This window comes from Methylocaldum sp., assembly GCF_035627495.1.
In the GTDB taxonomy this organism is placed as follows: domain Bacteria; phylum Pseudomonadota; class Gammaproteobacteria; order Methylococcales; family Methylococcaceae; genus Methylocaldum.
This window is the reverse complement of the sequence record NZ_DASPLO010000043.1, coordinates 22,070-47,145: the sequence shown is the minus strand read 5'-3', so window position 1 is coordinate 47,145 and position 25,076 is coordinate 22,070. Positions and strand designations below refer to the sequence as shown.

Below are 25,076 nucleotides of genomic sequence, written 5' to 3'. Positions count from 1 at the left end.
GCGACGCGAGTGGGTGTCTCTGCGAGTTTATTTCAGCCGGCGGATAGATGAGAGCCCACCAAGGAGAAAAGGCTTACCGAAATGAAGGCTTTCTTCGCCGCAGCCGTGCGGGACGGCTTAAGGGACATTCGGCGAATCTGAGTCCGTCATCAAGGCGCCTCGGGCTTTCGGGTTCTATTTCTCGGAGCCGCGGTTTTTCCGCTGCCGGATTGGCGTCGTCGAGCACTCGGGCTGGCTGGGGCTGCGTTGTCGTTGTGCGCGGTTACTGTAGCGGGTTCGGGGATGATCTCTTCGGGCAGGGCGGTAATGGCGGGGGATTTCGGAAGGCGCGCTCCAAAGAACATCGTTAGATAGACCAGCAATACGAGCAGCGATACCGAAATCAAGAGCGGTGCGTGTACCAACGTCAGAAAGGCAAAGGATATGACGAAAAGACTTGCGTGGACCGGGTGATCCAAAAATGCGGAACCCGCTGTGCTTAAGACATCCGGGGCAAACGAACCGCTCCGATCCCGCTGCCATATCAATGGCAGAACGCCGGTTTGGGAAGCGCCATTTCTCGATCGGTTCGCAAAACGCCGGCCAAAATCCCATGCGATCAGCGATAGCACCACGAAGCCGAGAAAGTTGTCCTGGTTGGAGTGGCTTTCCTGCGATTTCGAAAACCGAGTCGTCGTCTCACCGGCATCATGGCTTGCTTCAGAAGGGCGAAAAACGCCAGTCCCTTTCGAATCCGAATCGTCGGGATTGTTGTCCGGGATTGCTTTAGCGCCTGATTTGGGGGGCGAGGAAAGGTCTGGGTTCTGAGACAGTACCGAGGATTCGAAATCATACGCCGGATGCTGCGCATCGTCCGTCGCTTGGATTACAGGACTACCCGCCAATAGGACCACAGAAAACAGACTGGCGGGAATCAGTTTGAACGCCGTCATATCCACTTCAACCCCTTCAAATTTTGATGGAAAGCATAATGATAGTCGCTAGCGCATTTTCAAATCTGATGTATGGCGATTCGGTATAGTCCCGTTATGGCGCGCCCGAGCATCGCCCCCGGCTCCAGGCGGTGACGCACAGGATCAGCGCGCCATCCGGGCGGCCTTTGGTTTCTTTCTTTTGGGCAAGCAAAAGACCAATTCGCCGGGAGCGAATTGGGACAGCGGAACGCTGGCCCGAAGGGCGAACTCCACGGACGGAGTTCGCAGCGAAACTCGCCCGCGGGGCGAGACCCGCTCCAAACTAAGTTGCCGCCAATGGCGGCTTCCTTCTTAGACCGTACATCAGAACTGAAAACGCTATAAAAAGCCTGATCAGTAGGCTTTTATGAGTTCCTTGTCCTGATAAATGACCTTCGGTTCGAAGTAAACGGCGGGATATTCAGGGTCAGCCTTGGTTGTGGCGGCGTTGTTAGTCTGCGTGATTTGGGCATCTTGATAGACCACAACCGGCTCGAAATGATAGCCGGGATGCTTTTGATCATCGTCAGCCCAGGTTACCGACGCCGATCCCAGCCAAAAACCGATGCTTCCCAAGATCAGAATCGCGGATTTCTTCATGCTTAGTCTCTCCTAAGATTTCGTTTTTGTTCTTGCAAGGCGCAGATACAAGCCTGCTTACGGTAATGATATCTGACCGCATTACGGCTCGAAAACACCCAAGCCGTATCCCGGAAAACTATGTTTCCCGTGTAATCCGTTCGGACAAAACTTGACCGAAAGAGGTCGCGATGGTTTGCTTTCCGGCACGTTTACCTATGCCTGCGGTTCGTGCCACTCCGGTTAACGAATCGCCGAACGATTAAGGACCCTCATGAAGAAATTCATCAATACTGTTGACAGCCTACTGGAGGAAAGCGAGCGGGGCTTTGCGCTGGCACACGCCGACATCGTCCGCTTCAATTCCGAACCCCGCTATATGGCCCGTACCGCTCCTCGTGTACCGGGCAAGGTGGCGCTGATTTCCGGCGGCGGCTCAGGGCACGAGCCCTTGCACACCGGTTTCGTCGGCCTCGGAATGCTGGACGCCGCTTGTCCGGGACAGGTGTTCACTTCGCCCACGCCGGACCAGATGCTCGCCGCCGCCCAGGCCACGGAAAACGGCGGCGGCGTGTTGTTCATCGTCAAGAATTACGCCGGCGATGTGATGAATTTCGAGATCGCCGGCGAGATGCTCGACTGCCCCCACGAGACGGTGCTGGTGCATGACGATGTGTCCATCCCCGAACACCAGGGTATGGGGCGACGTGGGGTGGCGGGCACGATCATCGTCGAAAAGATCGTCGGCGCGGCGGCCGAAGCGGGCATGGACCTGGCCGGTTGCAAGGCTCTAGGCGAACGGGTCGTGCGGGCGACTGCCTCCATGGGCGTGGCGCTGACCAGTTGTACCGTCCCGGCTTTGGGCAAACCTACCTTCGATATCGGCGAAGGCGAAATGGAAATGGGTGTGGGCATCCACGGGGAGAAGGGGCGGGAGCGCATGGCTTTGGCCAGCGCTTCGGAAATCGTCGAGCACCTAGCCCAAGCCATCGACGGCGAGCTGAAACTCGGTAAAGGCCAACCGGTATTGCTGCATGTCAACGGTTTCGGCGCGACGCCCCTGATGGAGCTTTATCTTGTCTATGACTTGGCCCGCCAATTCTGGGATAAGCGCGGAGTGACCGTTGCTCGTTCGCTGGTCGGAAATTTCACCACGTCGCTGGACATGGCGGGCTGCTCCGTCACTCTGACGCTGCTGGACGACGAGATGATCAGGCTGTGGGACGCGCCGGTGCATACGGCGGCGTTGCGGTGGGGGTGTTGAGAACGTTTTATTCCAAATCGCTTTCAATAAGGAATTAATTTTTGTAGGGTGGGTTAGGCCGTGAGGCCGTAACCCACCGAGCGACCTCGAATCGGTGGGTTACGCTTCGCTAACCCACCCTACAATTAATGTTCACTCGAATGCCGAATGGAATTAGGTCCTAATTGTGAAAAACGGCATCAAAATTACTGTATTGAGTTGGGATGCAAACCGATCATGGACGGATTGGGATGGTAAAGCACGCTGCCAATTGGTGCCCCGGCTTGTGGAGTTTGGGCAGCAACCACGACTTGAAGCGAAGTGTCTGGCTCGCCGCATAATGGCCAGAGAGCTTGTATCTTTAACTCTTCCTTCTGACAAGGGCGTTGAGGGAATCCGGCACGTGCTCGAATCCCTGGGGGCAGAGGTAGAAATCAAGTGGCTATAAGCTATAAGAAGGTTCCCGGCATACCTAACAAGCCGCGGAGGGGGCTACTGTAAGCTCTTCGCCACCACGTCTCCGATTGCCCCAATCATCAACTGACTGGTCCTAGCCCCCGCATCGATATGGCCGCGGGCGCGCTCGCCCAGAAAGGACGCCCGTCCCTTGGTGGCGATCAGGTCGCGGGTGGACTCGCAGCCGGCCTCGGCCACACGGTTGATGTTCTCCAATGCTTGCGGCAATGCCCAAGATTCTTGCGCCGCCTGTTGCAAGGCGTTTGCCACCGGGATCAAGACATCGAGCATGGTTTTTTCGCCTAAATCGGCCTTGCCCCGCTGTTTCATCGCTTCGACGCCTTGGCTGAAGGCTTCGGCCAAATTCGGCAAATTCATTTCCTTGTTGCGTATAGCCTTGCTCATGGCTAGGAAAAACGTGCCGTAGAGCGAGCCGGAAGCCCCGCCCACGCTGCTCATGAGGCTCATGCCGATTTTCTGGAAGGCGGCGGGCCAGTCCATTTGCCCAAGCTCTTCCGCCAAGGAGTCCAAGGCGGCGAGGCCCCGCTGCAGATTGGCGACATGATCGCCGTCGCCAATGGCCTGGTCGAGCGCGGCGACTTCCTCGGCGTGTTCACGGATGACGATCGCGGCGGCCTGGATGTATGCCTTGATTTCGGAGGTGCTTGCTGGCATGGAAATACTCTTTAGGGTTGGTTGCGGTTTCGGAAAAGCGGCCAAGTATCGACGAGCCGGCGATCAAAGGGTAATTTAGGCGCGCTTCGATCGGCAATCTATTAATCCTAGAAACGGCAGTTGACCGCTTAGATGGACTCGAAAAGCCCTATGAATCCTGACTGTCCTAGCTTTTATCCACTTCACCGTTTGGATGAAGCCGCTACGCACCCGAGTGTGCTGCTGGCAGGCCGCCTGGCGGCGTTGCTCCTCCAATCGCAAACGGTCGTCCTGGGAGCGCCAGGACGACTCTTCCTTGCGGGAGGCTACCCCGCCGCGTCGTCGCGCCTGGCCATCCGGCCTGCCAGCAGCACACTCGGACGCGTCCAACTGCCGTTTCTAGGATAATCGACCTCATGACACTCAACGATATTCGCGCCTTAATTATCGATATGGATGGCGTGCTCTGGGAGGGCGAACGCCCAATGCCCGGGTTGGTGGAATTCTTCGAGACCCTGCGCGCCCGACAGATCCGCTTTGTGCTGGCGACCAACAACGCCAGCAATACGCCGGAGCAGTACGTCGCCAAGCTCGCCCGCATGGGGGTGAACGCCGACCGCGATCAGGTGATCGGTTCGGGGCTCGCCGCCGCGCTCTATCTCAAGCAACACGCCCAGGCCGGGGCCAAGGTGTTCCCCATCGGCGAGGACGGCGTGTGCCAGGCTCTGCTCGAAAACGGCTTTCGCCTGGCGGAACTCTACGAAAAAGACGCCGATTATGTGGTCTGCGGCCTGGACCGTACCCTTTCTTGGGACAAGCTCGCCACGGCCACCCTCAACCTCCGCGCCGGAGCGAAATTTATCGGTACCAATCCCGACACCTCGCTTCCGACCGAGCATGGCCTCACGCACGGCAACGGCGCTGTTTTAGCCGCTTTGCAAGCTGCCACCGGCATCGTGCCCACCATCATCGGCAAGCCCGAGCCCATCATGTATCAACTGGCGATGGAGCGTTTGCAAGTGCCGTCCGAAGAAACCATCGTCCTGGGCGATCGCCTGGACACGGATATCCTTGGGGCCGTTCGCGCCGGAATCCGAAGCATTTTGGTGCTTTCGGGCATCTCCACCCGGGCACACCTCGCCGATCTCGATTATGCGCCCACCTGGGTGATGGAAGACATTCGCGAAGTGATCGAGGCGATCCAATAATGCGTGAAAAGAGCCGAACCGGCTAAGACCGATAGATTCAACCTTCACGGAGAACACGATGTCCCTGTTTTTAGATTCAGCCTTGGCCGCCGATGCACGGCAGGCGATGACGCTCGGCTTTGTCGCCGGCATCACCACGAATCCGACCTTGATGGCGAAAGCCGACCGCAAGCCCGAGGATGTGATCGCCGAATTGGCCGACATTTGTCCCGGCCCGGTTTTTTATCAATTGACCGCGCCGACCGTGGCCGAACGGGAAGTGGAAGCACGGCGCTTTCTGGCCCTGCGACCCAATATCGCGCTGAAAATCGCGATGACTACGGAAAATTTGGTATTGGCTGCGAAGTTCGCCAAAGAGGGCATCAACGTCGGCATGACCGCCAGCTACAGCGCGGCGCAAACGTATCTCACCTGCGAGGCGGGCGTGACGTACTCGATCGCCTATGTAAATCGCAGCACTCGGCTGCAAGGCGATGGCGTGGGACTGGTTTCGGAGATGCGCGCGGTCGTCGATGCCTGCGACACGCCGACCACGATCCTCGTCGCGAGCCTGAAATCCGCGAGTGAAGTGGTGCAGGCCGTGATCGCGGGCGCTCATCACGTCACCATTCCTCTGCCTTTGCTACTTGAGATGGGCGATCATCCCTTGTCCGATCAGGCCATCGAGGAATTCGGACGCGCGGTCCGCAACGGCTGATTCACCAGCCTTCCCGACGAAAAAAAGCCCTACGCGAAAGCATAGGGCTTTTTTTGTTGCCGGATGACCGCTCGTCCTGAGCAAACGGCATTATTCAGGCGTTTTTGCTTCGAAGCATCGCTTCAGGTAGAAAAACCTCAGTTACTCGGCTTGTGGTTTTTGCCTTTCACAGGGCCGGCCAGTGATCTCTCCAGCCGCTTGCACGCCTTTATCGCAACCTGACGCAGGGCGTAGGTCTTGGCGTAAATAACCTGGTGGTCCGAGACCGTACCACGACGCGGTATCCATCCAGGGTGTAATAGAATTCGATCGAGACGCCCGACTTAACCATCGAAAGCAGCACTCAATGCGCCGAGAGGGAAGATACAGCGCATAAAGAAATGCCAGTGTTACCCGTCATTCCGGCATGAATTGCCGGAATCCAGAGGCCAAGGATGGCGAGGCGTCTACGTCCTTGTAAACTGGACCCCGGCATCCAATCGCAAACGGTTGCTTTAGCCGCAGCCCTTCCTTGCCGGGGTGACGATGTAATTTTACTTTCGTTACGAACAGTAATGCCGGCAAGGATGATTTGGATCGAATAATCCGAAGCGCGTTTTTTCGCATTCGTGCGGCTTTTAAAAGTACGCCTAGGCTCCCGAAAACACTTCCGCCTGAATCCGCCGAATTTCGTCGCGCAGCCGCGCCGCTTCCTCGAATTCGAGTTCGCGGGCGTGGACGTACATTTTTTCTTCGAGCTGCTTGATCAGCTTGGTGGCTTCCGCCGGTTTCACCGTGCGGTAATCGGCGCCCTTTTCGGCCACTTTGGCCAGCTTCTTTTTCCCGGCACCCGGTTGCAAGGCCCCCGGTATCGGGACTTCCAATATATCCGTCACGCGCTTGGATATGCCCGTCGGCGTAAGCCCGGTTCTCGTGTTGTGCTCGATTTGCTTGGCGCGGCGGCGATCGGTCTCTTCGATCGCCCGCTGGATGGAGCCGGTAACGGTGTCCGCATAGAGGATCGCCTTGCCGCGGAGGTTACGGGCAGCGCGACCGATGGTTTGGATAAGCGAAACGGTCGACCGCAGAAAGCCTTCCTTGTCGGCATCAAGGATCGCGACCAGAGAAACTTCGGGAATGTCCAAACCTTCGCGCAGCAGGTTGATGCCCACCAGCACGTCGAACTTGCCGAGCCGAAGGTCGCGGATGATCTCGACGCGCTCCACGGTCTCGACGTCGGAATGGAGATAGCGCACGGCGATATCGTGGTCGAACAGGTACTCGGTCAGGTCTTCCGCCATGCGCTTGGTCAGCGTCGTCACCAGCACGCGTTCCTTGCGGGCGATACGCTCGCGAATCTCCGAAAGCAGGTCTTCCACCTGGCTCAGGGCCGGGCGTATTTCGACGTCCGGGTCGACCAGGCCGGTCGGTCGCACCACCTGTTCGATGACGGCCCCGGAATGCTTGAGCTCGTACGGCCCCGGCGTCGCCGAGATGTAGATGCGCTGCGGCGAGCGAGCCTCGAATTCCTCGAACTTGAGCGGCCGGTTGTCCAGCGCGGACGGCAGGCGGAAACCATATTCCACCAGTGTTTCCTTGCGCGAGCGGTCGCCCCGGTACATGGCGCCGAGCTGCGGAATGGTGACGTGGCTTTCATCGACCACCAATAGCGCGTCGTCCGGCAGATAATCGAACAGGGTCGGCGGGGCTTCGCCGGGCGCGCGGCCCGAGAGATAGCGGGAGTAATTCTCGATGCCCGAGCAATAGCCCACTTCCAGCATGATCTCCAGATCGAACAGCGTGCGCTGCTCCAGGCGCTGGGCCTCGACCAACTTGTTGAGGGAGCGGAGTTCCTCCAGCCGCACCTTGAGATCGGCCTTGATCTGGTCCACCGCTTCCATGATTTTCTCCCGCGGCGTGACGTAATGGGTCTTGGGATAAACGGTATACCGGGCGGTGCGGGAAATGATTTCCCCGGTCAGGGGATCGAACAGCGACAGCCGCTCGATCTCGTCGTCGAACAGCTCGATGCGCAGCGCCTCTTTCTCCGATTCCGCCGGGAACACGTCGATCACATCGCCCCGCACCCGGTAGGTGGCGCGGCGCAGCTCGGTTTCATTCCGGGTGTACTGAAGCTCGGCCAGCCGGCGCAGGATCGTCCGTTGGCTGATGATGTCCCCGCGCACCAGATGCAGCACCATGCTGAAATAGGATGCCGGTTCGCCCAAGCCGTAGATGGAGGACACGGTCGCCACGATGACCGTGTCGCGCCGCTCGATCAGCGCCTTGGTGGCCGACAGGCGCATCTGCTCGATGTGCTCGTTGAGCGAGGCATCCTTCTGGATATAGGTGTCGGAAGCCGGAACATAGGCTTCAGGCTGATAATAGTCGTAATAGGAAACGAAATATTCCACCGAGTTCTCGGGGAAGAACTCCTTCATCTCTCCGTAAAGCTGGGCGGCCAGCGTCTTGTTCGGCGCCAGGATCAGCGTCGGGCGCTGCAGGGTCTGGATGACATTCGCGACGGTGAAGGTTTTTCCGGAACCTGTGACGCCCAACAGGGTCTGGTGTAACAAGCCGTCACCAAGACCCTCGATCAGTTGCCGGATCGCCTCCGGCTGATCGCCCGACGGCTTGAATTGACTATGGAGATTGAAACTTTTTCCCTTGGTGGGATTCAGGGGCAAGGTTTCATCGAGTATCATTTTTTGCGGCATTGAGCCTGACCTATTTGATCAATCTTTAACTCGACACAATGAACATCAAACTTTCCGACCGCGTACAGTCGATCAAACCATCTCCTACCTTGGCCGTGACCGCGAGAGCGGCTGCCATGCGCGCCGCCGGCAAAGACATCGTGGGCCTCGGAGCCGGCGAGCCGGATTTCGATACCCCGGAGCATATCAAACAGGCCGCCATCAAGGCCATTCAGGACGGTTTCACCAAATACACGGCGGTCGACGGCACGCCTAGCCTCAAAAAGGCGGTGGTCGCAAAGTTCAAGCGGGAAAACGGCTTCGACTACGACGTTAAGCAAGTATTGGTATCTTGCGGCGGCAAGCAGAGCTTTTACAACCTGGCGCAAGCGCTTCTGAATCCGGGCGATGAAGTCATCATTCCGGCGCCGTACTGGGTTTCCTACCCGGATATGGTGCTCCTGGCGGGCGCCGTCCCCGTCATTATCGACGCCCCGCAGTCGCAGAAGTTCAAAATCACGCCCGCCCAACTCAAAGCGGCGCTGACGCCGAAAACCCGGTTGTTCGTCATCAACAGCCCGTCCAACCCGACCGGCATGGCGTACGATGAGGCGGAACTCAAAGCCCTGGGCGAGGTGTTGAAAGACCATCCCGATGTGATTGTCGCCACCGACGACATGTACGAACACATCGTCTGGAAAGCCGGCAGCTTCCGCAATATCCTCAACGTATGCCCGGAACTGTACGACCGCACCATGGTTTTGAACGGCGTATCCAAAGCCTATTCGATGACCGGTTGGCGTATCGGCTATGCGGCGGGACCGGCTAAGCTGATCGAGGCGATGACCAACATCCAGTCGCAAAGCACCTCCAATCCGACGTCCATTTCTCAGGTCGCGGCCGAAGTCGCCTTGAACAGCGACCAGTCCTTCATCGGCGAGATGGTCAAGGCTTTCAAGGAACGGCACGATTATGTGCTAAATGAGCTGAACGGCATTCCCGGCGTATCTTGCCTCGAAACCGACGGGACGTTCTATGTGCTGCCTAATGTGCAGGGCGTGATTGATCGCATGCCCGGGATTTCCGATGATTTGGGCCTTTCGGAACACCTCATCGAGCATGGCGGCGTTGCCGTGGTCCCGGGTTCCGCGTTCGGCGCTCCGGGCCATGTGCGCCTCTCCATCGCCACCAGCATGGCCAATCTTCAGAAAGCCATGGAGCGGCTGAAGATGGGCTTGGCTTAATCCGTCGATTTCGCGCGGTGGAAGCGGCGTCCTCGCCGCTTCCACCGCGCCAAGCTATTTTCCTGAGCTCAGCCCGATAGACCATTACGGGCTAGCCATTTATCAGTTTCACCGGCTGAACCATGTTAACATCGGGCCGGTGATGCGGAGTGCCCAGGACGGCTGCTGCCATTCAGTCCATAGCAGTCCGCTCATCAGAACCCCGCGGTGTTGATGAACAGGACTCCGTCATGTTTCACCCGAGACTTTCTTCCGTATCGGCCTATGCCCTCACGCTCGGCGCGGTTATTGCCGTAACGCTTGTCGTATCGCTTTTGCGGGAATCGTACGAAGGCGCTTCCATAATATTGACGCCTTTTCTTCTTCCCGTGCTGTTAGGCGCCGTCTACGGCGGGTTCGGCCCGGGGCTGCTCGCAACGCTTTTCGGCGCGGTGCTGGGCATTTATCTCACCATACCTTCACTTGACTCCTTATGGATCGGGGCCACGGCAGAATGGATCCGGTTGTCCGCTTTTTTTGTTGTGGGCATTTCCATAGCCCTGCTGGCCCATGCGTGGCGAACCGTGCTCGCGGCGCGGGAGGCGCTGGAAGACGAGATTTTCAGACGAAAACGGGCGGAAGAACAACTACGCGCCGAGCGCGACCGTTTCTTCGTAACCTTGACCAGCATCGGCGATGCGGCAGTCGTCATCGATCCCGAAGGCCGTGTCGAGCTGCTCAATCCTGTGGCGCAATCGCTGACCGGATGGACGCAGGACGAAGCGCGAGGTCAGCCGCTCGGAAAAGTATTTAGCATCGTTAACGAGCAAATGCTCAAACCGATCGAAAACCCCGTCGAGAAAGTCTTGAGAACCGGAGCCATCGTCGGCCTTGCGAATCATATGGTGCTGATTGCCAAAGACGCGCGCGAGATTCCGATCGACGACAGCGCGGCACCGATTCGCAACGAGGACGGCCGGCTATTGGGTGTGGTCCTGATCTTTCGGGATGTTACGGAAAATCGCCGCGCGGAGGCCGCTCTTGCCGAATCCGAGGCGCTTTATCGCGCCATCGGCGAGTCGATTCCTTTCGGAGCATGGGTTTGCGAAGCGAACGGGAATATCCGCTACTTGAGTGATTCGTTTTTGCAAATGACCGGAATGACCCTGGAAGAGAGTAGGCAATCCGGCTGGACGTCCCGTCTGCATCCGGAGGACTTGCAGCCCATCCTGGACCATTGGAGGCACTGCGTCAAAACCGGCAGTTTCTGGGATCACGAGTACCGCATCCGAGGCGCGGACGGCTCTTACCGCTGCATTCTCAGCCGCGGCGTCCCGATCCGCAACGCCGAGGACAAGGTGACAGTGTGGGCGGGGATCAACCTCGACATCACGGAGCTGAAACGGCTTCAGGACGCCCTAATTCGCAAAACCCAGGAATTGACCGCCGCCGATCGGCAAAAGGACGAATTTTTGGCCACGCTGGCGCATGAGCTGCGCAACCCGCTGGCGCCGATTATGAGCGCCGTGCAGGTATTGCATCGGACTGGCGGCGCCGAACCGCAGCTCTCTTGGGCTCAGGGTGTCATCGAACGGCAGACGCGGCACATTATCCGTCTGGTCGACGATCTTCTGGACGTATCCCGCATCAGTCGCGGGAAGATCACCTTGAACAAGCAACCGCTCGAACTGGCCACCATCGTTAATCACGCCATGGAAACCAGCCGCCCGCTGATCCAGTCCCACGGCCACAGGATCAGTCTAGCCCTGCCTTCCGAACCGGTTTGGGTCGAAGGCGATCTGATCCGGATTGCGCAAGTCGTGTCGAATTTGCTTAACAACGCCGCCAAATATTCCGAGCCGAACAGAGAGATTTGGCTAACGGCAACCGAAGAGAATGGGCAGGCCGTCATCCGAGTGCGGGATGCAGGTCTGGGTATCAGTCCCGAGGTGTTGCCCCGCATTTTCGACCTTTTCGCTCAAGCCGACCGCTCCCTCGATCGCTCGAAAGGCGGGCTGGGCATCGGCCTTAGCCTCGTTAAACAGTTGGTCGATCTGCACGGTGGCAGCGTCGAGGCGAAGAGCGAAGGCATCGGCAAGGGCTCCGAGTTTATCGTCCGGCTGCCACTGCTATCCGGCATTCCCGAGGAGCATTCAGTGGTCGACCAATCGGCCGCGGCCGACATCTAAAGACGGACCGTGCCGCGTGTGCCGGTGGTTGGCGATGCTGCTCGAATTGAAGGGGGGCGAGGTCGAGCGGCCGCTAGCCCGATCGCAGGGCGATATCCCTCACGGCAGGTATTTGATCAACCGGGCGCGGATTCGAGTCATGGGAACGGTGCTGATCGGCCCCGCCAAGTGGCCTCCGATATTGCCGCCGGCAAACAATATGGCGACGTCGCCGTAATGGTAGGGCGGCCCGAAGAGGACGGCATCGGCGCCGGACTCTTTGGCCCTGTCCACGATTGCGGCGACGCCGTCCCGGTCGGCGCGGGCCGTGATCTCCGCTATCTCGACGAATGCCTTGTCCTCGGGCCGGGAATCAAGGATGTCGACGTGGGTAGTGGGCGGGTAGACCTGCCAGGTATAGGGCACCTCCCGCAACGTCGGGGCGCAACCGGCCAACAAGACCATCCAGGTCATGAGCAGATACTTCATGGCAGAACCTCGCGTCCTTGCGAAGCTTGGGCTTCGTATCGGCAAAACATGAATTTGAAACAAAAAAACCGGACCCGCTCTATCGTTTTTCTCGAAACGATGAACACGTTCCGGTCGTAGATATAGACGCGGCGGCGAGGCTTGGGTTCCTGCGCCGGCTGAAGCGCCGGACGTGTCAGCTACGTTGAAAGCCCGCGAAAGCTGCAAGCCCGTAAAGCGACAAAGCGGCGACCAATAACCAGAACTGGCCGACATGAATGGCCAATACGGTGGCCAGAATGGCGGCGATAACCGACGCGCAACCATTGATTCCGAAAGCCCAGGGAATCAGATGCTCCGCCTCGGCCGCCAGCCGCGAAAGTCCTAGCGGAAACGGCATGCCCATGAAAAACGCCAGCGGCGCGATCAAAGCGAGAACCACCGTAACTTTAACGGGGGAGGGAAGCGCGATGGATGCGTCGAACAGCGATGGAAGAAGCACGAGGTAAACCGCCGAGACCGCGATAATCGCCTTGGCGGCCCAAGCGATCTGCCGTCCGGTCTGGCGTGGGCTGGCCGCCGCATACCGGCTTCCCATCCCGGCAAAGACCAGAAACCCCGCGAGAACCACCGCCACGGCATAGAGCGGATGGCCGAGGTAAAGAATGAACTTCTGGATGTAAACGATTTCCGTGAACATGAATGCCAGGCCGATCGCGAAGAAATAGCTGAAGATGCCAAGCCTTCGCCCGTAACGCATACTGCTTTCGCTGGCCGATCTTAAGAACCGGAGCGGCGCGAGGATCAACAAGGCGCCGATGACCGCCGATTGAAGCAGCGTTGAAAGCAGGATCGGATAGCCCATGTCCAGCAGCGAAAGACCTCCCGACCCTTTTAGCTTGAAGGCCTCCGACAGGAGCGGCCATTTGAAGAAGTGAAAGAAATAAGGCCGATCGTCGGTGGCGGGGCGGACATCGAACTTGTAGCGCTGTATGAACGACTCCCGTTCGGGGCCCAGCAAAGCTGTCGCCGCCTCGAAAAAATAAGGCTCTTTCAGCAAGTTGTAGACATTGGTTTGCTGCGCTTGAATTCCGGGGTGATAGACAGGATCGAAGGAACGGTCGTCACAGAACTGCCGCAGAGCGGTAATCTCGGGATTCGTAATGTCGCCGTTCTTGATCAAAAGGGTGCTGGTCTGCCAGCCGCGGATCCACATCAAGCGCCGTCCGGGTTCGGCAACGCCGGAGCGCGCCAGCGCATCGGTTGCGGTGGCAAACAGCTTGATCTCGTCTCGGGGCGGCAAGCGTACCCAGCGGGTGATAGCCAGAAAACCGTCGGGTCTCAGGTGCGCCACATAAGCCTGCAGAGCCTCCACCGTATAGAGATAACTTTCATTCAGCGCATACGAACCCGCCGACGAGGTGTTGAAGGCATCCAGCAGCGCGATTTGGATCAAATCGTAATGCTCCGCCGAAGCGGCGACGAAACTCCGTGCCTCGGCCGCATGCATGCTAACCGAGGGGTGATCGTAAACATGTCCGGCGAAAGCGGCATAATCGCGGGACACTAGATCGAGCATTTGCGGATTGAGTTCCACGGCGTCGATGCGTTCCGCGTCGTGGTAAATCGCCTGAAGCACCTCGCTGCCCCCGCCCGCGCCTAAAACGAGGATCTTTGGCTTCCGAGGCAGCATGTGATACGGCAGGGCGGACGGGACGTAATCGAGAAAACCGAGGCTACCCTGGCTCCCATCCCAGCGATTGATGGCGCTCATGCCTTCGCCGTCGGTAAAGACCGCCAGTTGTTCCGGCACCGGAGCCGGGCTGTTCAGGCTAAGGCCTGGCGCATGGCGGAACGGCACCTCGGGGCTGCGCACCACGCTGAGCAGCCCGAGTGGGCTGGACCGCTCCTCGATTCGAGCCGCCCCGGCGACGCGCAAAGCCTGGGAGAGGCTCTTGTATTCCACCGGCCGCAACTCCACGTCGCTCCAATGAACCAGAAGCCACAGTGAGGGGATGGCGGCGATTAACGCCATGGCAAGTCCGCTGGGCCGCATGGCCAGTGCGATCCAAGCCAAGGCCGCGGCCGCGAATGCCAAGCCGCTCGCGACGACCAATGCATTCAACGGAAACACCAAGAACAACAGCAAGACCACCGCTAATGCCCCGATTCCCGCTCCCGAGAGATCGGCCGCATAGATGCGACCGATGATTTCTTTGTAGCGCTGGAAGGTCAGGCCGATGCAATTGGCGGCGAAAAAGAAAGGCGGCGTCAGGATCAGATAAATCAGGACGAGATGTCTCCATTCCCGTGGGCTCCAAAGCACTTCCAGCGCATTGAAGGGCACCTCCTGTGCGGCCAGAAAGCACAGCGCCGCACTCAAACCGAACAAGGCCGCATTGAGAACGAATGCAGCGCCGAAACGGGGCAATAGAAATCTTTGCGTTAGGGCCAGGAATGTCCCGCTCGCGCCATAGCCGAGCAGCGCCAGGCTGATCATCATATAGGCGAAGTGATGCCATTGGATGATGGAGAAGAGCCGCATCAGGAGGATTTCGTAGCCGAGCGCGGCGGCCGAAATCAGGGAGACGGACAGCAAAAGCAGCCGGGATGGAGCGGCATGAAGAACGCGTTCATCGTCACCGCCGGGCGGTTTGATCGCGGAATGGCTCATGCCTAATGAGCGCCTGTCAAAGGCACGAACTGCACCGGCACGATCTGCCGAGTCGAGACCTTGCCGTGCTCGCTTTTCTCCACGAGCACTAGGTACTGGGGAAGAAATTGCCCACCGACCGGTATGATCATGCGTCCCCCCGGCTTGAGTTGTTGCACCAGCGGCGGCGGAATCTGCGTGGGTGCGGCGGTGACGATGATGGCGTCGAAGGGCGCGTGTTCCGGCCAGCCGTAGTAGCCGTCTCCGGTCTTGGTTTCGACATTGGCGTAGCCCAGCCGTTTCAGGCGCTCCGCCGACGTTTGAGTCAGTTCCGGCACGATTTCGATGGAGTAAACCCGATTGGCCAATTCCGCCAAGACAGCCGCCTGATAACCCGAACCGGTGCCGATCTCGAGCACCGTATCATCCGGCTCGACCCGCAGCAGATCGGTCATCAGCGCCACGATAAAGGGTTGGGAGATGGTTTGCCCGTAACCGATCGGTAGCGGCCGATTCGCATAAGCGATGCTGCGCAGATCTTCGCTCACGAACTCGTGCCGAGGAACCTTCTCCATGGCGTTCAGAACCCGGCTATCCAGCGCGGATTTGCCGATTTCGCTGCTGACCCAGCGGGTTTCCCGGCGGATTTCGTCGATCAGCGCCTGGCGTTTGGCGGCATATTCGTCGGCGCGAGCCACCGCGCTAAAGAGGCCGATGCACAGCAGCGCGATCGAGAATCGTAGACGGCGAATGAAAGGCATCGCGGAATCTCCTCCTGATCGATCGCCCAATCATACCGTTAGAGGGGGCTCCTGAGCCTTGGTATCCGTGAAAGCGGGAATAAAGTCGAGTCTACGACTCGGGGTGGGAGGTGAAGCGGTGTCGTCGAAACGAAAACGACGCCCGCTCGAGCGGCATAGTGCCGATCGAGCGGGCGGATAGATCCTAAGCTTGGAAAAAGAGGGACCGTGTCCGGATCAGTGCTTGGCCTCCGATTGCACCAATTTCCCGGATAGTTCTGTCCCTCGCTGGGCCGTCGTCAAAGCCCCTAGCCAACCTTCGACTTCGGCGCTGAGCTTGCCGGAACCGGACAGTTTGGCGGTTTGCTCGATCCAGCCGTGATCGGCGACCGGCAGCGGCAGGACGCCTTGGCCGCCCATGCCGTTGTTGGCGACGATATCGGCATCCTTAGCGTCGGCGAGCATTACGCGGCCGGCGATTTCGAGCTTATCCATATCGACCACGATGAGATCGTTGGCGAACTTGCTCGCGACGTAGGCGTAATAGCCTCCGCCTTTTTTCATGCCGAAGTTGGCGCCATGGCAGCCCGGCTCGCAGGGCAGGCTCTTGACCACCTTATGCGTCGCCGTATCGACGATGGTGATGGTCGCGCTCAGGGTGTTGGCCGTGACCACGTATTTGCCGTCCGGGCTGACCGGGGTCTGGATCGGCAGCAAACCGTAAGCCTCGCCTTTCGTCTTGCCGCTGATCGGATCGTAATCCGCGGCCAGATCGATGTCCTTGACCTTCTGCTTGGTCTTGATGTCGATCACGCTCAGCGTGCTGAGCAGCGGCGGCGTGCCGAGCAGGTTGGCGACATAGGCCTGGTCCTTCATGTCGCCCCAGATGGCGATGGGAATCACGCCGACGTTTGGCACCTGGGTGGCTTGGCCGCTGTCCAAATCGATGATGGAGACAGCTCCCGCCAGGGCGTTCGGCGTCAGCACGTACTTGCCGTCATGGGTGACGTGGTGGCCGTGGGGCCCCGAGTTCGGGCCGGTGTGGATGCTGCCCTGAGCCGTCGGGTGTTCGCCGCCGGTGAGCTTCAGCACACGGTCTTCACCGTTGATCGCCACGTACAGGCTATCGTCCGAAGGCCGCGACATGGCATGGGAGGGCGATTGTCCGACCGTCAGCGTGCCGTAAACCTTGCCGGTCTCGCGGTCGAAGGTAACGAGGCGCTTGTCGAACCATTCGGTTTGATAGATGTATTTGTACGATCTGTCCGTCCACATGTTGTGGGGATTGTTCAGATTGATGTCGGTTCCCTTGACCTTTTTCTTGATGGTCCATTGTCCGGCGTCGACCTGGGTGGCTGAGCCCCACTTGGTCTTGCCTTTGACGGTTTCGAACTGGGTGTTGACCCAAACCTCGCCGACGCCGGGCGTGGCCGGATTGGACAACTGGTTCGGCACGGACACGTTGAGCGCGTCGAGACTGATGACCGTACCGCCGAGATTGAGGGGAATCGCCGGCAGCTTCACGTCCCAGGTCGGCTTGGCGTAATCCCGCCACAGCGAAGGCGTGGTGGCGACGAAGTAGGTCCGCAGCAGCTTCTTGGCGATATCGCTGGTGGTGGGCACCTTCGCGCCGGTGACGAGCTGAATTTCGCTGCCCAGATCCAGGCCTTCCGTCTTGGGATCGTCCACGATGACGGCGCCGAACATGTACGGGTGGACCTTGCAGGTGAACACGTACAAGCCGGGTTTGTCGAAGCCCTGGGTGACGCTGGCGCTCGACGGTTTGTCCTGATCCACCGGGAACTTGGCGGCGCCCGGTTGCCAGAGCAGGCTGGTGATGGTGTGTTCGCTGTTGGTATCGGTCATCTTGATCAAGACCGCGTCGCCGGGCTTGACCACGACCAGGCTGTCGCCGTCCGTAGGGTCCTTGAACCACTTGCCGGGTTCGTCGGTCATTTCCAGCGCGGCGACCGGCATGACGCCCGGAACGCTGAGAATGACGTCCTCGGAAGATGCGGTTTCGGCGCTCACGGCGGAAACGAGGGTCATCGTTCCGAGACTCAGGGCGACGGCGGCGGTCAATTTGCGAAACTTATTCATGTTCATAACCTCTTGTTTTAGCGTGGTTTTGATAGAACTTATTTGACGACTTTGAAGTCGCCCATCATGCCGGCCTGCATGTGCTGAATGACGTGGCAGTGGAAGTGCCAGTCGCCGGTGCCGACGCCCTCGCCGGCCTGGACGACGAACACGTCACGACTGATCGGTCCGATGTTGACCGTGTCGACGACATGAGTGGTGCCGGGCTGGAGCCAGCGGTGCCCGTGCAAATGGAAGGTATGAAAGGCCGTTCCCAGTCCGATAACATGGAAGCGGACTTTCTCGCCGAAACGGGCGCCTACCGTGGGATTGGTCCACAGCGGAACCTGCTTGCCCTTCAGGATGTTATTGACCTCCATGCCCCAGAAGGTCGTCTCGTGCATCCACAGGATGAACTCGCGTTTGATATCGCCGACGTTCACTTCCTCGATTTTGCCGTTGATGAGTGCCGGCACCTTTCCGCTTCGGGGATTGACGATCAGAGTGCCGAATAGCCCTTTGTCCTCGGCTCCCAGCATGGGGTTGCCGAAGGTGTGGTCGTGGTAAGCCCAGGTGCCCGCGGTGCCCGGCGCCGCGGTCCACTTGTAGGTATAGGGCTTGCCCGGGAAGGCGGCCTCGTCGGCAACGCCGTTGAGCATTTTCATCGTGCCGTCGCTGCGGATATCGAAATGCACTCCGTGCACGTGTAGGCTAACCGGCTGATCGGTGTTGGGAATGCCTTGCTCCAGGGTCACTTCCGCGACATCGCCCTCGGTCATGACGATGGCGGGTCCCGGAATGGTCGGCTTGTCGCTGTAGCGGGCGGTGACATCCTCGGTTTGGCCGCCGGCGGCCCGAATCTTATGGCTCACCATCTGATAGCCCAGTTGCCCGGAAGGCAAGGCCGCCGCGCGCAACGTAATGTGATGGGTATTGCCCGCCACCGGCCCCGCGCCCGCATCGGCCTTGGCGGACACGTACTCCGCCCGTGCGATCGGGATGAAAAAGGCGGCCAACAGTAAAGGCGATAAAAGAAACAACGACATTCGTCGGAGAAAACACGAGAGACTCATGGTCACACTCCTAAAGAAGGGTTTCAGTCCGCCTCAAGGACTGAATGCCGGTTGAAAAATAGATGTTTCTTCGATGACATCTTCTATAACATGCATAAGAGATGCATGATTACGGTTCTAGTGTATCTCATATGCATGTTTATATTTCAAGGCGGCATGACTAAAAAAGTCAATAAAATTTTGAGTCGATACTTTGTTGCTGTATTTGCCTCAAAGCCGATTGATGTCGTAAAACTGCCCTAACCGTCCATTCGAGGTGCTAAATGCAGCTGACCCGTTACACCGATTACGCTTTAAGAGTGCTGATGTATGTCGGCATACACACCGACCGCATGGTGACCATCGCCGAGGTCGCCGCCGTGTTCGATATGTCTCACAACCATTTGATGAAGGTCGTGCAGGAGCTTTCCGCAAAGGGCTATGTCAGGAGCACGCGTGGAAAGCATGGAGGAATAGAACTCGGACGTCCTCCCGAGGAGGTCAATATCGGCGAAGTCGTACGCCTCATGGAGAGCAACTTCCACATTGTGGAGTGCTTCGACCCCGGACACAGTGCGTGCCGAATCATTCCGGGATGCACCCTGAAAAAGGTACTCCAGGAAGCGGCCTTGGCATTTCAAGAAGTTCTAAATCGCTATACGTTGGCGGATCTTCTTAAAAATCGCACCGTGTTGAACCGATTGCTGACCGAGCGACGAGCGATCGGTGCTTGAGATGGCGCGCTTTCAGCGCACCTTACAGGGGCTGGAGACCTGGCTTTTTCAGGAAGTACCGGCGTAAGAGATCGAGGCTGAGAGCCGCGGCGGTGGATTGTTTGCGCTCGATATCGCCACCGATAAGTCGGGTTTGCTGCCAAATGCCGTCCGGTGCTGCAAGGACGAAACGGACTTCGACCGTTCCGGCTTCGTCGAGGAGCATATCCCGATCGCAACGGGCGACTTGGACCAGCACATAATCCGCGCATTCCTCCTCCCGTAGCCGCGGGACAATCTCGATTGCACCCTGAGCAAAATCGTCGGACGGCTGTATGCCGAAATATCGGCAGAAGCCCGCCGAGTCCGGGATGACGGCCGCGCCGAGAAACCACGGCTCGCCGGCGCAGCGGTTCGCCAGTTTGCCTCCGCTCAGGGTTTCGACGGCATAGAGCGTCGACCGGCGCGCGGCGAGTTCGCGACCCACCACCGAAGCCAGGTCGCTTGCCGGTTTGTCGGAGCTCCCGATCGAAAATACCGCATCGCCGATCGTGTCGGCGGCGTGTTTGACGACTTCGTGGAGTTCAGCCTCCGGGAAATTCGCCGGAGAGAGCAGCTTGACCCGGTTTTCCGGCCCTTCGGCTCGAAAGCCGAGCTTCACCTCGAGCGGCAAAACGACGCGATCGAGCCGCTCCTGTAGGGCCGATTCACCCATACCCACGGTATTCAGTATCACCAACCGAGCCGGAAACAATCGGAAACGCCGGCGCAAATCCGGTTTAACCCAGCGCAAGAACATCGCCTTCATCTCGCCGGGCACGCCGGGCATGAAGACAAAGCGGCAGCGACCGGCCTGCAAGGCAAAGCCGGGAGCGGTGCCCCACAGATTGTCGAGCCGTTCCGATCCGCCGGGGAGGAGGGCCTGCTTCTTGTTGACCTCAGGCATAGCGCGTCCGAGCCGCGTGAAATAAGCTTCGACCTGAGCCAGCGCGTTTTCGTCCAGTTCGAGCGGCAGACCGAAAGCCCGGCCCACCGCTTCGGCGGTGAGATCGTCGCAAGTCGGTCCCAATCCGCCGGTGCAGAGGCATAGATCGGCACGCCCGGCAACCTCCCGGAACGCGGCAACCAGCGCCTCCAAACAATCGCCCACGGTAGTGTGCCGCGCTACATCGAAGCCCAGGTCTGTTAATTCTCGTCCCAGCCAGGCCGCATTGGTATCGGCAATTTCGCCGGTAACGACTTCATCACCTTGCGAGAAGATTTCTGCGACAGGTCTTTGCATGCTCAATGTCCGGAATGGATCGCTGCCAACCGATGATGCCAGAACGGCAGGGAGAACATGGCGAAAAGCGTTGTCAGCGAGACTGCCAAGGCGTAAAACGAGGTATCGAGCCGGTAGCGGTCGCAGTAAACGACGCCAAGCAGCATGCTCGGCATGGCAGCCTCCAGTACCAGTGCGGTCAAGGTATCGCCTTTAAATCCCAAAGCGAGTCCCAAGCCCAGGCCGAACAAAGGCATCGCAGCCATTTTGAACGCCACGACGACCAATGCGAGCGGCAGATTACGACTGTGCCAGGAATTCCAGCGCAAGCCGAGTCCGAGGGAAATCAGCATGAGCGGCACAACGGCCGCGGATAGACCCGTCAGAAATCGTTCCATCCAGGCGGGTTGCGCCACTCCGGCGAAATTCAGGCTTAGCGCAGCCGTCGCAGCCCAGAGCGGCGGATTGAGCAGCAGCGATCGGAGCATCGAATCGCTTTCCGAATTCGCTGTGCCGTAATGCCGGGCGATCAGGATACCGAGGGTGAAAACCAGCGGCATGGATGCGAACAAATCGATTTGAACGACAATGGTACGCGCCCAAGGGCCGAAGGTTTGCTCCAGCACGGGAAGTCCCATATAGGTCACGTTCGAGAAGGCTATGCCCAGCATCGCTGCGCCCAAGCGTTCCGGAGTTAGCTTGACGAGACGGGCGGCCAGCCAGGTAATGGCGGCGCCGAACAGAATGATCCCTCCGCCGAACAGCGAAATCTTCAAGGTCTCGATACCCAAATCTGCCGTCCACAGCACGGAAAGCACCAGTGCCGGCAGCAGAAGATGGAACACCACCGTGGTCAGCACCAAGCGAGTTTGATCGGCATCCAGCCCGCCAGGCCGTATAATGCGCCACATTGCGCCGCACAAGATCAACACGGCCATCTGCATCAGCACGGAAACCATTCACGACTCCTTGATTTGCGGAGGCGTTATTCTAACAACCGCAGTGCCGACACCGAGATTACAACGGTCGAACGACCGGAAAATAGAGGAATAGCCATGACCGATACTCTTTCAAAGAAACCCATACCTTCCCAAGACCGCCTCATTATGGCTCTGGACCTGCCGAGCGTGTCCGAAGCCAAGAGCCTGGTCGAACGCTTGGGCGACTCGGTGAGTTTCTACAAAATCGGTCTGGAGCTGTTCATGGCCGGCGATTACTTCGAAATGATCGAATGGCTGCAAAAGCGGGGTAAAAAGATCTTTGCCGACCTCAAGTTTTTCGACGTGCCGGAAACGGTTGCGCGGGCGGTACGAGCCCTGAGCAGCCACGGCGTGGAGTTCGCCACCGTGCACGGCAACGACGCGATCATGGAGGCCGCCGCGAAAGCCAAGGGCAATCTCAAGATCTTGGCGGTCACGGTGTTGACCAGCCTCGATCAAGGCGACCTCAACGATCTCGGCTTCGAATGCAACGTGCAGCGTTTGGTACTCTCCCGTGCCAGGCGTGCCTTGGCTCTGGGTTGCGATGGCGTGATTTCGTCGGGCCTCGAAGTCCCTTTACTGCGGCAGGAAGTCGACAATAAGCTGCTGGTGATTTCGCCCGGCATTCGTCCGGTCGAAAACCGTCCGACGGACGACCAGAAGCGGGTCGTGACGGTCGAGCAAGCCTTTTTGAATGGCGCCGATTACATCGTCGTGGGCCGGCCCATCCGGGATGCGGAAAACCCTCGCGCGGCGGCGGAACGGGCGCAGGCGCAGATTGAAGCTGTTTTTAAGGCCGCTGCTAACGCTTGATGATCTGGGGGACCACGATTGGAGGCCGATGATAAATGAAATGTCGTGCGGTTTCGGCCTCCCGGCGCTCCCGCTCCAGCTCGCTTCGCTGATCGTGGATCGTCTCGTCCTTTGATTCTACGGTTTTCTGCAAACGGGCCTTCTCCTGCTGGTATTTTTCCTTCAACCGCTCCATTTCCTGTCCGCTCGGAGATCGGAATTCGGACGCCTTCCTGCCGCTCAGCAAGGCCGCTCGATGGGCGAGCAGATCTAGAATCAACTCTTGCTTGGCGGCAGGCGTGAACTCGTATTCCGGTCCCAAACCGGCCGGTATCGACTTTATCCGTGCCATTTCCCGATCAATCCGGCCTAGGTGTTCCTTGGCTAGAGTGCGGCAGACTGCATCGATCGGACCTTTATAAAGATCTTGCTGCACGTCCTCGGCCGGTGCCGCATTCATGCCTGCGGGCGGGTGATTGCCGTAGCGGACGGTGCCCGAGTTATCTGTCCAGCGATAAAGGGTCGTCGCCCCTGCAGATTCCAGGCTCGCGAAAAGAATACAAAGAGCAGCAAAAAGCAATTTCACGGAATTTCTCCAGCAATAACGGTTCTTAGTCTGACCGGCAAAACTGCCGATTCGCTCCCTCCGGTTAGGCTGAGCATCGCTCGAACCAAGGTCGTCCGGGATGTGCCGCCGAGTCCTTAGTCGGGGTCAGCTTATCGTCTAAACCTAATCTGTCGTATCCGCAAGCTTTTATGCTATCGTTCGCCCCCTTATGCATCATCTCGATACTGCGTTCAGCACATCCTATTTCGTTGCTCTGCTGATGGGGCTTTTCAGCGCCCTGCATTGCCTGGGCATGTGCGGCTCCATCATCGGTTCGCTGACCCTGAGTCTAAGGCGAGAAATTCGGGAGCAAAAGGCCCTGCTCGTGCCCTTCGTCTTCAGCTATAACTTGGGGCGCATAGCCAGCTATTCGCTGGGCGGGCTGCTTGCCGGCGTAGCCCATCATGTCCTTAGTATGCCGCTCGGAGAAGGGCATGGGCATCGTATCCTCCAGATCGTGTCGGCATTGATCATGGCCGGGGCGGGTCTGCACATCGCCGGCTGGTTTCCGCGGTTCGCCTACATCGAGAAGGCCGGGGGGCTCATTTGGAAGAGGATCGAGCCTTACGGCCGGCGCCTGATTCCGGTGGAGACGTTGCCCAAGGCTTTCGTCTTCGGCATGATTTGGGGCTGGCTGCCGTGCGGGCTGGTCTATACGGCATTGGCGCTCGCCGCGACGACCGGTGACGTCGTGCGCAGCACCTTCACCATGTTGGCGTTCGGTGTGGGAACTTTGCCCGCTGTCATGGGCGTCGGTATAATGACCTCTTGGATGGTGCGGTTATCCAATATGAAGAAATTTCGCCAGGCGGCAGGGATCACCCTGATCGCTTTGGCCCTATTGGCGGCGTTCCCTTGGCTCAACCCGATGGTTCGGCATACGATAGGTTCCTAAAAACGAGGAGGGTGAGATTATGTTTAATAAGCTGATCGGCCAATCGCCAAATTTCGAGGCGTTGTTGCGCAGCGCCAGAATGATTGCCGCGACCGACGTGACCGTTTTGGTGGTCGGAGAGACCGGCACCGGCAAGGAGGTGTTGGCGCATGCTTTGAGAGAACATAGTCCGCGTGCGAATAAGCCTTTTATCACGCTGAATTGCGCCGCACTCCCCGAGGCACTGGCCGAATCGGAATTGTTCGGCCATCGCAAAGGCGCATTCACCGGCGCAGTGAGCGGTCAGATTGGCCGTCTTCAAGCCGCCGACGGCGGCACCGTATTCCTGGACGAAGTGGATTCGCTGCCGATAGCCCTCCAGGCTAAACTCCTGCGCTTCCTCGAAACCGGCGAGATTCAGCCGGTCGGCGAAACCCACACGTTAAACGTGAACGTCCGCATCATCGCCGCAACCAACGCCAACCTTCAGGAAAAGATTTCGAGGGGAGAGTTTCGCAAGGATCTCTATTACCGTCTCAATGTCGTTCCGGTGGAGCTCCCGCCGCTGCGCGAGCGTATGGGCGATATCCAGTTGTTGCTGCAGCACTTCATGAAGCGATTCGCCGAAGGGCACAAGCTTCCGGAAGCTTCGTTCAGCAAGGCGGCGCTAGGCCGGCTTACCGGTTATGCCTGGCCCGGCAACGTCAGAGAGCTTCGCAACGTGTGTGAAAGGCTATCCATCCTGCTCGCAGGCCGCACCATCGACGAAAGCAATTTGCCGCCGGAGATCGTCAATCGGGCGCCGTCGCAAAAACCGCTGTTCGACTTGCCGGAATTGGGTATCGAGCTGGAAAAGGTCGAGATGGACCTGATCCGTCAGGCCTTGTCGCGGACCAACGGCAACCGCAGCCGTTCGGCTCGGCTTTTGGGAATTTCCCGGGATACCTTGCTTTATCGTATGCAAAAGTACGGGATCAGCTAAAAAGAATGGCTTGACGGGT

General features: G+C 58.7%; 21 protein-coding genes. 9 read left to right on the top strand and 12 right to left on the bottom strand.

Annotated elements, in window-relative coordinates; genetic code table 11:
• Positions 1–149 precede the first annotated feature (149 nt).
• Together VEB01_RS03535 and VEB01_RS03530 are read right to left on the bottom strand one after the other, a co-directional pair.
• On the bottom strand, positions 150–932 hold the full coding sequence (locus tag VEB01_RS03535; protein ID WP_324872862.1) for a hypothetical protein: 783 nt from the start codon (positions 930–932) through the stop codon (positions 150–152).
• Between the two features lie 375 nt (positions 933–1,307).
• Positions 1,308–1,553, bottom strand: a complete 246-nt coding sequence (locus VEB01_RS03530) for a hypothetical protein (RefSeq protein WP_324872860.1) — start codon at positions 1,551–1,553, stop codon at positions 1,308–1,310.
• 253 nt (positions 1,554–1,806) lie between these two features.
• Here VEB01_RS03530 and dhaK point away from each other — a divergent pair, with 253 nt between their 5' ends.
• Positions 1,807–2,796, top strand: a complete 990-nt coding sequence (gene dhaK, locus VEB01_RS03525) for a dihydroxyacetone kinase subunit DhaK (protein ID WP_324872857.1) — start codon at positions 1,807–1,809, stop codon at positions 2,794–2,796.
• A 471-nt stretch (positions 2,797–3,267) separates the two neighbouring features.
• Here the strand turns inward: dhaK and dhaL are convergent, their stop codons facing one another.
• Positions 3,268–3,906, bottom strand: coding sequence for a dihydroxyacetone kinase subunit DhaL (gene dhaL / locus VEB01_RS03520; protein WP_324872855.1), 639 nt, complete (start codon positions 3,904–3,906; stop codon positions 3,268–3,270).
• A gap of 395 nt (positions 3,907–4,301) precedes the next feature.
• Here dhaL and VEB01_RS03515 point away from each other — a divergent pair, with 395 nt between their 5' ends.
• The gene (locus VEB01_RS03515; protein ID WP_324872854.1) at positions 4,302–5,093 is read left to right on the top strand and encodes an HAD-IIA family hydrolase; all 792 of its coding nucleotides are present in this window, start codon (positions 4,302–4,304) and stop codon (positions 5,091–5,093) included.
• A gap of 58 nt (positions 5,094–5,151) precedes the next feature.
• Positions 5,152–5,790, top strand: a complete 639-nt coding sequence (locus VEB01_RS03510) for a transaldolase family protein (RefSeq protein ID WP_324872852.1) — start codon at positions 5,152–5,154, stop codon at positions 5,788–5,790.
• A gap of 629 nt (positions 5,791–6,419) precedes the next feature.
• Here VEB01_RS03510 and uvrB read toward each other — a convergent pair.
• The gene (gene uvrB / locus VEB01_RS03505; protein ID WP_324872902.1) at positions 6,420–8,474 is read right to left on the bottom strand and encodes an excinuclease ABC subunit UvrB; all 2,055 of its coding nucleotides are present in this window, start codon (positions 8,472–8,474) and stop codon (positions 6,420–6,422) included.
• Positions 8,475–8,524: 50 nt separating this feature from the next.
• On the opposite strand from uvrB, the gene VEB01_RS03500 reads away from it, so the two are divergent.
• Together VEB01_RS03500 and VEB01_RS03495 are read left to right on the top strand one after the other, a co-directional pair.
• Positions 8,525–9,709: a pyridoxal phosphate-dependent aminotransferase gene (locus VEB01_RS03500; protein ID WP_324872850.1), complete on the top strand. Its 1,185-nt coding sequence runs from the start codon at positions 8,525–8,527 to the stop codon at positions 9,707–9,709.
• A 230-nt stretch (positions 9,710–9,939) separates the two neighbouring features.
• The gene (locus VEB01_RS03495) at positions 9,940–11,877 is read left to right on the top strand and encodes a sensor histidine kinase (protein WP_324872848.1); all 1,938 of its coding nucleotides are present in this window, start codon (positions 9,940–9,942) and stop codon (positions 11,875–11,877) included.
• A 99-nt stretch (positions 11,878–11,976) separates the two neighbouring features.
• On the opposite strand, the gene VEB01_RS03490 is transcribed toward VEB01_RS03495, so the two are convergent.
• The 5 genes from VEB01_RS03490 to VEB01_RS03470 form a co-directional block, all read right to left on the bottom strand.
• Complete coding sequence (locus VEB01_RS03490) at positions 11,977–12,345, bottom strand: hypothetical protein (protein WP_324872846.1); 369 nt, start codon at positions 12,343–12,345, stop codon at positions 11,977–11,979.
• Positions 12,346–12,520: 175 nt separating this feature from the next.
• Positions 12,521–14,998, bottom strand: a complete 2,478-nt coding sequence (locus tag VEB01_RS03485; RefSeq protein WP_324872844.1) for a spermine/spermidine synthase domain-containing protein — start codon at positions 14,996–14,998, stop codon at positions 12,521–12,523.
• A gap of 2 nt (positions 14,999–15,000) precedes the next feature.
• Entirely contained in the window at positions 15,001–15,738 is a 738-nt protein-coding gene (locus VEB01_RS03480; RefSeq protein ID WP_324872842.1) for a protein-L-isoaspartate(D-aspartate) O-methyltransferase, read from the bottom strand.
• A gap of 216 nt (positions 15,739–15,954) precedes the next feature.
• The gene (locus tag VEB01_RS03475) at positions 15,955–17,817 is read right to left on the bottom strand and encodes a hypothetical protein (protein ID WP_324872840.1); all 1,863 of its coding nucleotides are present in this window, start codon (positions 17,815–17,817) and stop codon (positions 15,955–15,957) included.
• A gap of 38 nt (positions 17,818–17,855) precedes the next feature.
• Positions 17,856–18,869 (bottom strand): multicopper oxidase domain-containing protein, encoded by a 1,014-nt coding sequence (locus VEB01_RS03470; RefSeq protein WP_324872838.1) that lies wholly within the window; start codon positions 18,867–18,869, stop codon positions 17,856–17,858.
• A gap of 263 nt (positions 18,870–19,132) precedes the next feature.
• On the opposite strand from VEB01_RS03470, the gene VEB01_RS03465 reads away from it, so the two are divergent.
• Positions 19,133–19,582 (top strand): Rrf2 family transcriptional regulator, encoded by a 450-nt coding sequence (locus VEB01_RS03465; RefSeq protein ID WP_324872836.1) that lies wholly within the window; start codon positions 19,133–19,135, stop codon positions 19,580–19,582.
• 22 nt (positions 19,583–19,604) lie between these two features.
• Here VEB01_RS03465 and VEB01_RS03460 read toward each other — a convergent pair whose 3' ends face one another.
• The gene (locus VEB01_RS03460) at positions 19,605–20,843 is read right to left on the bottom strand and encodes a competence/damage-inducible protein A (protein ID WP_324872834.1); all 1,239 of its coding nucleotides are present in this window, start codon (positions 20,841–20,843) and stop codon (positions 19,605–19,607) included.
• A gap of 2 nt (positions 20,844–20,845) precedes the next feature.
• Complete coding sequence (locus tag VEB01_RS03455; protein WP_324872832.1) at positions 20,846–21,781, bottom strand: AEC family transporter; 936 nt, start codon at positions 21,779–21,781, stop codon at positions 20,846–20,848.
• A 96-nt stretch (positions 21,782–21,877) separates the two neighbouring features.
• Here VEB01_RS03455 and pyrF point away from each other — a divergent pair, with 96 nt between their 5' ends.
• The gene (gene pyrF, locus VEB01_RS03450) at positions 21,878–22,615 is read left to right on the top strand and encodes an orotidine-5'-phosphate decarboxylase (protein WP_324872830.1); all 738 of its coding nucleotides are present in this window, start codon (positions 21,878–21,880) and stop codon (positions 22,613–22,615) included.
• On the opposite strand, the gene VEB01_RS03445 is transcribed toward pyrF, so the two are convergent.
• Complete coding sequence (locus VEB01_RS03445; protein ID WP_324872828.1) at positions 22,605–23,180, bottom strand: DUF4124 domain-containing protein; 576 nt, start codon at positions 23,178–23,180, stop codon at positions 22,605–22,607. The genes pyrF and VEB01_RS03445 overlap by 11 nt on opposite strands.
• 190 nt (positions 23,181–23,370) lie before the next feature.
• Here VEB01_RS03445 and VEB01_RS03440 point away from each other — a divergent pair, with 190 nt between their 5' ends.
• Entirely contained in the window at positions 23,371–24,096 is a 726-nt protein-coding gene (locus VEB01_RS03440; protein WP_324872827.1) for a sulfite exporter TauE/SafE family protein, read from the top strand.
• 19 nt (positions 24,097–24,115) lie between these two features.
• Complete coding sequence (locus VEB01_RS03435; RefSeq protein ID WP_324872826.1) at positions 24,116–25,057, top strand: sigma-54 interaction domain-containing protein; 942 nt, start codon at positions 24,116–24,118, stop codon at positions 25,055–25,057.
• Positions 25,058–25,076 lie beyond the last annotated feature (19 nt).